Here is a 681-nt window from a genome sequence, read left to right on the forward strand (position 1 = left end):
CGGTGCCGAGCATCCCTGGCGATCTCTTCACGCTCTCGCGGTCGTGGATCGAACAGGCGGTCAGCAATGCGACCGGCGAGCGTAGCAACACGGTGTTCGCCCCGTCGACTGACATCACGTTCGGCCCCGGCATCATGCCGTGCCTGCGGAGCGTGACCTTCACCAAGAGCAGCAACACTAGCAGCTAGGATACACCATGCCTGTGCTTTCATGCCCGCAGGGGCCACAGGACCCGCATTGGTGTCCGCAGAACACCGACGACGCCTTGCCCGCCGTGCTTGGTCTCATGCCGCCTGGTCCGGCCTGGGATGGCGCGGCGGTTGAGGGTACGGTCCAGAACTCCTATTGGAGAGCATACGCTAACGTGCTCTCCTACACCTACCAACGGCTCTGCAAGTACGTCGACGAGTTCTTCTGCAAGACGGTCAACGAGTCGCTCGATCAGTGGATCGCAGAGTACGGGTTAGACGACGAGTGCGATCCGTACGGCCATAACCTGTGCATCAAGGTCGCGGCGCAAGGCGGCGCTACGTGCGATTATTTCGTGCAGATGGCGCAGCTCTCGGGCTGGTCGATCACCTGCGAAGACACGACGGATATCCCCGAGCCCATCGCCGGATGCTTCGAGGTCGGATGCACGCCTCTCGGTCCCACGCCGACGTATGCCGGTTATGGCAGCAT

At 62.1% G+C, this 681-nt stretch carries 2 protein-coding genes; both read left to right on the forward strand.

All coding sequences use genetic code 11. The features are described 5' to 3' along the window. Nucleotides 1–188, forward strand: a 188-nt coding sequence (locus OO70_RS56550) for a hypothetical protein (protein ID WP_043688305.1), incomplete at its 5' end; no start/stop codon positions are given. A 176-nt stretch (nt 189–364) separates the two neighbouring features. Then, a partial coding sequence (locus tag OO70_RS50500) for a hypothetical protein (RefSeq protein WP_043688307.1) occupies nt 365–681 on the forward strand: 317 nt, incomplete at its 3' end.

The sequence above is a fragment of the Streptomyces xylophagus genome (assembly GCF_000716435.1).
Taxonomy (GTDB): Bacteria; Actinomycetota; Actinomycetes; order Streptomycetales; family Streptomycetaceae; genus Streptomyces; species Streptomyces xylophagus.